Annotated in this window: 9 protein-coding genes and 1 pseudogene; 7 read left to right on the top strand and 3 right to left on the bottom strand. The window is 38.5% G+C overall.

The features are described from left to right. Together D0469_RS20475 and D0469_RS20470 are read left to right on the top strand one after the other, a co-directional pair. Positions 1-420 (top strand): annotated as a pseudogene (locus tag D0469_RS20475) (transposase); the annotation flags it as partial. 374 nt (positions 421-794) lie between these two features. After that, on the top strand, positions 795-923 hold the full coding sequence (locus D0469_RS20470) for a sigma factor-like helix-turn-helix DNA-binding protein (RefSeq protein WP_117328568.1): 129 nt from the start codon (positions 795-797) through the stop codon (positions 921-923). Between the two features lie 12 nt (positions 924-935). On the opposite strand, the gene D0469_RS20465 is transcribed toward D0469_RS20470, so the two are convergent. Next, positions 936-1397 carry a FixH family protein gene (locus D0469_RS20465; RefSeq protein ID WP_158553610.1) on the bottom strand — a complete coding sequence of 154 codons (462 nt, stop codon included), beginning with the start codon at positions 1395-1397 and terminating at the stop codon, positions 936-938. Between the two features lie 239 nt (positions 1398-1636). Here D0469_RS20465 and D0469_RS20460 point away from each other — a divergent pair, with 239 nt between their 5' ends. Together D0469_RS20460 and D0469_RS20455 are read left to right on the top strand one after the other, a co-directional pair. Further along, positions 1637-1819 (top strand): hypothetical protein, encoded by a 183-nt coding sequence (locus tag D0469_RS20460; protein ID WP_117328566.1) that lies wholly within the window; start codon positions 1637-1639, stop codon positions 1817-1819. Between the two features lie 351 nt (positions 1820-2170). Continuing rightward, positions 2171-2824, top strand: coding sequence for a DsbA family oxidoreductase (locus D0469_RS20455; protein ID WP_267897326.1), 654 nt, complete (start codon positions 2171-2173; stop codon positions 2822-2824). A 287-nt stretch (positions 2825-3111) separates the two neighbouring features. On the opposite strand, the gene D0469_RS20450 is transcribed toward D0469_RS20455, so the two are convergent. Both D0469_RS20450 and D0469_RS22210 read right to left on the bottom strand, forming a co-directional pair. Beyond that, positions 3112-3450, bottom strand: coding sequence for a hypothetical protein (locus D0469_RS20450; RefSeq protein WP_117328565.1), 339 nt, complete (start codon positions 3448-3450; stop codon positions 3112-3114). 572 nt (positions 3451-4022) lie between these two features. After that, positions 4023-4298 carry a YppG family protein gene (locus D0469_RS22210; RefSeq protein ID WP_117328564.1) on the bottom strand — a complete coding sequence of 92 codons (276 nt, stop codon included), beginning with the start codon at positions 4296-4298 and terminating at the stop codon, positions 4023-4025. A 214-nt stretch (positions 4299-4512) separates the two neighbouring features. On the opposite strand from D0469_RS22210, the gene D0469_RS20440 reads away from it, so the two are divergent. Genes D0469_RS20440 through cotJC form a run of 3 tightly spaced genes read left to right on the top strand, consistent with a single transcriptional unit; the run spans position 4513 to position 5603 of the window. Next, positions 4513-4749 carry a spore coat associated protein CotJA gene (locus tag D0469_RS20440; RefSeq protein ID WP_117328563.1) on the top strand — a complete coding sequence of 79 codons (237 nt, stop codon included), beginning with the start codon at positions 4513-4515 and terminating at the stop codon, positions 4747-4749. A 1-nt stretch (position 4750) separates the two neighbouring features. After that, positions 4751-5020, top strand: coding sequence for a spore coat protein CotJB (locus tag D0469_RS20435; protein WP_117328562.1), 270 nt, complete (start codon positions 4751-4753; stop codon positions 5018-5020). A gap of 13 nt (positions 5021-5033) precedes the next feature. Continuing rightward, positions 5034-5603, top strand: coding sequence for a spore coat protein CotJC (cotJC, locus tag D0469_RS20430; RefSeq protein WP_117328561.1), 570 nt, complete (start codon positions 5034-5036; stop codon positions 5601-5603). The last annotated feature ends 397 nt before the right edge of the window (positions 5604-6000 follow it).

Below are 6000 nucleotides of genomic sequence, written 5' to 3'. Positions count from 1 at the left end.
GAGATGGTTACTTTAGACCAGCTTGTCCCACAGGACCATTTGGCCCGTAAGATGGAAGCAGCCCTTGACTTCTCATTTATCTATGACTTGGTGAAGGATGTCTATTCGGAGGTGGGCCGCCCAAGCATTGACCCTGTTATCCTGATTAAACTCACCTTCATTCAATATACATTTGGCATTCGCTCTATGCGGCAGACAATCAAGGAGACAGAAACCAATATGGCCTACCGGTGGTTTCTGGGCTATGGGTTCCATGACAAGGTGCCCCATTTCTACACTTTCGGCAAGAACTATGAGCGCCGTTTTAAAGATACAGAAATGTTTGAACAGATTTTCTACCGAATCCTTAAGACGGCAGCCGACAAGAAGCTGATCAGTGCCGAGCACGTTTTCATTGATTCAACACACGTAAAGGCAAGTAATTGTCGATGCAGGCGATGCTTACTTCCGCTGCCATGAATTTGAAGAAGATGGCAAACTGGACATGGCAAGGTCCAGAAATGGCCTAATAAATAAGCTAAGTGAGGTCCATTCAAACTCAAAATAAGCAAAAATAGAAATAATCACTAAAAAGGGGTTCGGGATGAGACCATTCCGAACCCCTTTTGTCGACAATCTGGGAGAGTGAAAAATAATTCACTCTCTTTTCTTATACTGTTCAGGATTTTTAAATTCAACTATGGTAGAGGTAAGGAAAATTACATGCTTAAAAGTAAACAGAAGGGTTATGCTTAGGTAGCCTAGAAATTGTTATTTGTAAAATTTGAGGGGAAGAGGGAGAGAAAAGGGGAAAAATGCATGATCTTCACTATCAGGAGGCGTCCGATATCCTTGAGTTAAAGCTCAATACATTTAAGAGCCATTTATCCCGGGGAAGGAAAAAATTAAAAAAATTCGCGGCGGTGTACTTTTTCATAAAATAACATAAATTCCGGCTAATGAATGTCTATTGTATTCTGCTCATGGTCATGAATTTCATCGCCTTTTTCCAAATGAATTTTAACTTGGTATGTACCAGGTTCTGGAAATATTGTCTTTGCATGATATTCACCTTGTGACTCTTCATCGGCCTCAATGTATTTATGGCTTTCATTGCCTTCTTGCCAAATTTCAAACTTCACGTTAGCTTCTTGTAATGGAAGACCGTCATGAAGGATATGTGCGGCTAACATCGCTTCTTCATTTGCATTGAAGCTGCTTTGTGTATCAAACTCTATAAGCAGATCACCATGGGCATGATGGTCGTGTTCTTCATTTTCATCATGGTGTTCCGGTCCTGTTTCAGGAGGATGCTGTTCTTCTTTATTTCCAGTGTTGGCTAAGTCTTTCTCATCTGTACAGCCCGCAATAATAATGGTAAAGATTATTATTAAGCTTATAATAAAATTATTCTTCATGATGCTCCTCTTTCCTTTCCGTATGCCATTTATCTTTAACATTGCCAATTGGACAGGAAATAACCTTTTCTTTTTTTTACGTTAAGTGGTGATACCTTCATAAACTTTTCTTACTATTAGGTAGAGAAATCATCTGTTGCAGCTCGTTTGGTTATCTGTCTTTTTTTGTTAAGAATAATTAATACTCCGCTGTAGCATAAATAACAGTATTAAAACTTAAAACGAAGAAGGTGTAAAAAATGAATGATGGAAAAGAAGGAAATTTAGTAAGTGGACAGAGAACAGGTAATTCATTATATAGCATTGCTTTTGGAGGATTAATTTTAACCACTGTATATACAGCAGTTTTAGCGTCTCAATTAATGAGTACAAAGAAGAAAGTGGATTATTTATACTATCATGCCAAGTTTAATAAGAAATAGTTTTCTCTCCAAGTAACTTCTTCATTAATTAACGCAGGGTTTTGTTTTACTTAAAGAGCCGCTACGATTTGTAGTGGCTTATTCTTTTCAATTTACCTGACACACCGATAGAAGGTAACCAATCCAACAAAATGAATAAGTTCACTTCTCAACATTACATCATGTAACTTATCTACTTCAGTTTTTGGGCGGACAACCTGTGAAAAGGAAAACTCAGAGAGTGCAGGCACCGAGTCACATTTCGTGTAAAATACAAGCTTAACCTCTATACTTTAGGAGAATATCGAATTGGAGGGAAAAAATAATATGCATATTGAAATGTGGACGGACTTTGCTTGACCATTCTGCTATATTGGCAAAAGGCGTCTGGATGACGCCATTAAGCAGATTGACCATCCAATTGAAGTAACGTATAGATGCTTCGAATTGGATCCGACGATGCAACGGGATATAAAAGAAAACATGTACGAATTATTAGCCAAGAAATATGGCATGAGTATAGCTCAAGCAAAAGCGAATACACAAAACATGGTGCAAATGGCGAAGGAAATAGGATTGGATTATCAGATGGATACCCTTATTTTAACGAATACCTTTGATGCTCACCGTGTAACGATGTATGCTAAAACTCAGGGCTTAATGAAAGAGATGACCGAACGGATCTTACGTGCCTATTTTACCGAATCCAAACACATAGGAGATCATGAAACATTAACGGAGTTAGCAGTAGAAGTGGGGTTGAACCGGGAAGCGGTAGAAAAAATGCTCTCAAGTGATGAGATGGCTGACGCCGTCCGCACTGATGAACAAACAGCGCAAAAGTATCGCATCACCGGTGTGCCATTCTTCCTTATTAATAAAAAATACGCCCTTACTGGTGCCCAGCCAACCGAGGTCATTGTTCAGGCATTGAAAAAAATTATCTCAGAGGATGAACTCACCTTATTAAACAATCAAGACGGAGCTACTTGTGATGACGATGGCTGTCAAATCCCTAAGGAGTAGAACGGCTGATTGATTGAAGGAAAATGTGAATTAGACTAAAATATCCTCTAATAACAAGAACTAATCTCCGTGTCCCTAGTAGTTTGAATCGGAGGCTAGTTCTTTTTAGTTTTGATCTTATTACTCTTGTGTACAACTCAACAAAAACTGGCGGTAGATCGTATGCTGCCTAATTTTTTAAAAAATAGTGTTAAAAATTCGGTCAGCTTAATCATTAAAAAGGCAATTATTTGGTATTCATTAGAAAGGACAAATTTTAAATCTTTCGTAACCGGACGATTATACACCTAGTTTCCCCATCTAAGGAACATAGTTAAGGTGCAACATTGTGAACCTTGAGCCTGAGCATGAATAGTTAGTAAAATTCCAGTAGGAGTGAATTGAGTTGTAACAGGTGTACTTGTTCCTATTGATTTAACTAATCGATCCACTTCCTGGCGATTTCCTGTCTGGGCTGCAGACATCAACCTACGAGCAAATTGAGGTTCAGCAAACTTTCTAAGTATACTGCTGGCTTCGACAACAGTTTGTTGAAAGGCAGTTACCGAATGCTCAAACGTTCCGATGTCTACTGAAGGATATTGTCTATTTATTGGAAATTGAGCATATGGATCAAGGTAATACATAATATTACCACCTCTTTTTTCCATATATTTATGAAATTTATCCATCTATGGTGTCTGAATAAAGTTCAGGAAGTTATAAAAGTTGAAGTACTGTTAAAACCATGTAATTCTTGATTCATTAATGTCGTGCTATTGACTACATGAGCAATGGAGGAATTCGAATGATCCCCAATTATCCGAACATCGACTTTCATTCAGTTGGTTGACAATCAATAGCACAATGATAATTAACTATGCGAAAAGGGCATCCAAATCTACTGGATACCCTTTTTTTCTTCCGCTCTTGCTTCTTTTTTTCTGCAAGGAGTGGCCTACTATAATTTTAGTTGGGTTTAAAGCATGTGATTCCAGCATTTCCAGAGGGCTTGCCGTTAGTATTAATCCTCGTATGGCTCATACAATTGTTCAATAACCTTAATACTAATCTGAAGATTAATATTAAAAGTTAGTATAACGATGGATCAGGTAAATTAGATGAACAAGGAAAAAGACGCTCAATTTTGCGACTTCTCTAAAAGTAAGTGCCCATTCGATACATTGGGAAAACCCTGTAAGAAATTTTCTGTCAAAGATTATTTCTTAAGGGCTTTTGTAATGACAAAACCTATGAAGGGACCTATTAAGGGTTTTACTTGGTTGTACATACCCATAGCTTGTTGAGCAGTCCCTGCAATCTTTGCGAAATCAAAACTTCCGTCACTTGTACGAAATTGGGAGAGAAAATTGTGGGTAGTGTGCTGTACTGGGGGACGACGAACTGGGCCCAAAGAAAAAATGGGGGGTGTTGGGCCTCTTTCCTGTCTTCTGGGAAACAAATTAAAAACCTCCTTTGCTTCTATTAGATTCATTATTGGTTTGAAAACAACAAATTAAATCTGTCTGGAAAGGTGACTGTAATGTAAGTTATGTTACTCTTACGAATTTAGATTGGACAACTACCTCAGGGAGCAATAGAATTCTGCATTTGATTTTTGCAGAAGTTACTTTTGTTTGAATGCATATAGACAAACTCTCTTTACATAAGTTTTAAATAGTTCAATTAATACGAAAGGAGAATTAAAAATGGAAGAACGATATCCTGCCTATACACAAGTAAAAGCATTTAAACCATTTCATGGCCGATTTGATCCTTGCCCTCCAATAGGAATTAAATATTATAGGACTCCCCCTAATCTATATATGAATTTCCAGCCTCCGAACCTTGAGCAATTTTCTCCGTATGAAGCACTAATGCGCGGAACGTTGTGGAAGCCATTGTATGATTACTATGAAAATCCATACAGAGAAAGGAAGTCGTAAGGTGGCTATTAAGATCGATGAAGAATATTATCAACTGCTCGGTCAAATACAGGCTGCCGACTTCGTACTGGTGGAGCTCACCCTGTATCTTGATACACATCCAAGCGATGAACAGGCTTTAAATCAGTTCAATCAGTATGCCCAATACAGCAAGCAGCTGAAACGGCAATTTGAATCATGCTATGGGCCTTTATTGCAGTATGGAAACAATACGGTACCGATAGGACCTGGATGGGAATGGAAACAAAGCCCATGGCCATGGCAGGTTTAAGGGGGGATTTAGTGTGTGGGTATATGAAAAGAAACTGCAATATCCTGTGAAAGTAAGCCAGTGTAATCCTACACTTGCAAGATACTTAATTGAACAATATGGGGGAGCAGACGGCGAACTGGCGGCAGCTCTGCGCTATTTAAACCAACGTTATACGATTCCTGATAAAGTAATTGGCCTTTTAACTGATATTGGAACAGAAGAATTTGCGCACCTGGAAATGATTGCTACGATGATTTATAAACTCACAAAGGATGCAACACCTCAGCAATTGAGGGATGCGGGACTGGGAGACCATTATGTAAACCATGATAGTGCATTGTATTACCAAAACGCTTCTGGTGTTCCTTTTACCGCTGCATACATCCAAGCAAAAGGCGATCCGATTGCTGATCTTTATGAAGATATAGCCGCCGAGGAAAAGGCTCGTGCAACCTACCAGTGGCTGATTGATATATCTGATGACCCAGACATCAATGATTCGCTAAGATTCTTAAGGGAGCGGGAAATCGTCCATTCGTTAAGGTTCAGGGAAGCGGTAGAAATCTTAAAAGAAGAACGGGATCGACAAAAGATATTCTAAACAATCATGATAGACAACACCCATATTAGTACGAAAAACCTTGAACAGGGGATGGATCCCAGTCAAGGTTTTTCCTTTTTTATTCTTCGCTTTGTTTTTTATGGATAGGCACAGTTAAATAGCCCAACACTACGATCAATAGTTTTACCTGAATAAATCCATAAAACGGGGTGCGTTTTGATCGAAAACCGAACCATTAATCAAGTGGTCAGGAAAGTACCTTGACTCCGCTGTAATGAGCTGGAGCGAATATTTCTTTTTTATGCTAAAGGTGCGGAAATCCAGGAAGGAATTCCGCACTATTTTCATGAACTTCTTAATGAACAAAAGGGTCAGGTTTAATTAAAAAACATAGATAAAGAAAAATACTAACTTTTTTCGAAACTAAGTGAAAAAG

The sequence above is a fragment of the Peribacillus saganii genome (assembly GCF_003429095.1).
GTDB classification, from domain to species: Bacteria; Bacillota; Bacilli; order Bacillales; family DSM-1321; genus Peribacillus; species Peribacillus saganii.
The sequence above is the reverse complement of the archived record's forward strand: the minus strand, read 5'-3'. Positions and strand labels throughout refer to the sequence as shown.

Excerpts from the sequence above, each read along its gene's own strand:
- D0469_RS20470 (WP_117328568.1), top strand. The coding sequence starts at position 795 with ATGCATGATCTTCACTATCAGGAGGCGTCCGATATCCTTGAGTTAAAG.
- D0469_RS20465 (WP_158553610.1), bottom strand. The coding sequence starts at position 1,397 with ATGAAGAATAATTTTATTATAAGCTTAATAATAATCTTTACCATTATT.
- D0469_RS20460 (WP_117328566.1), top strand. The coding sequence starts at position 1,637 with ATGAATGATGGAAAAGAAGGAAATTTAGTAAGTGGACAGAGAACAGGT.
- D0469_RS20450 (WP_117328565.1), bottom strand. The coding sequence starts at position 3,450 with ATGTATTACCTTGATCCATATGCTCAATTTCCAATAAATAGACAATAT.
- D0469_RS22210 (WP_117328564.1), bottom strand. The coding sequence starts at position 4,298 with ATGAATCTAATAGAAGCAAAGGAGGTTTTTAATTTGTTTCCCAGAAGA.
- D0469_RS20440 (WP_117328563.1), top strand. The coding sequence starts at position 4,513 with ATGGAAGAACGATATCCTGCCTATACACAAGTAAAAGCATTTAAACCA.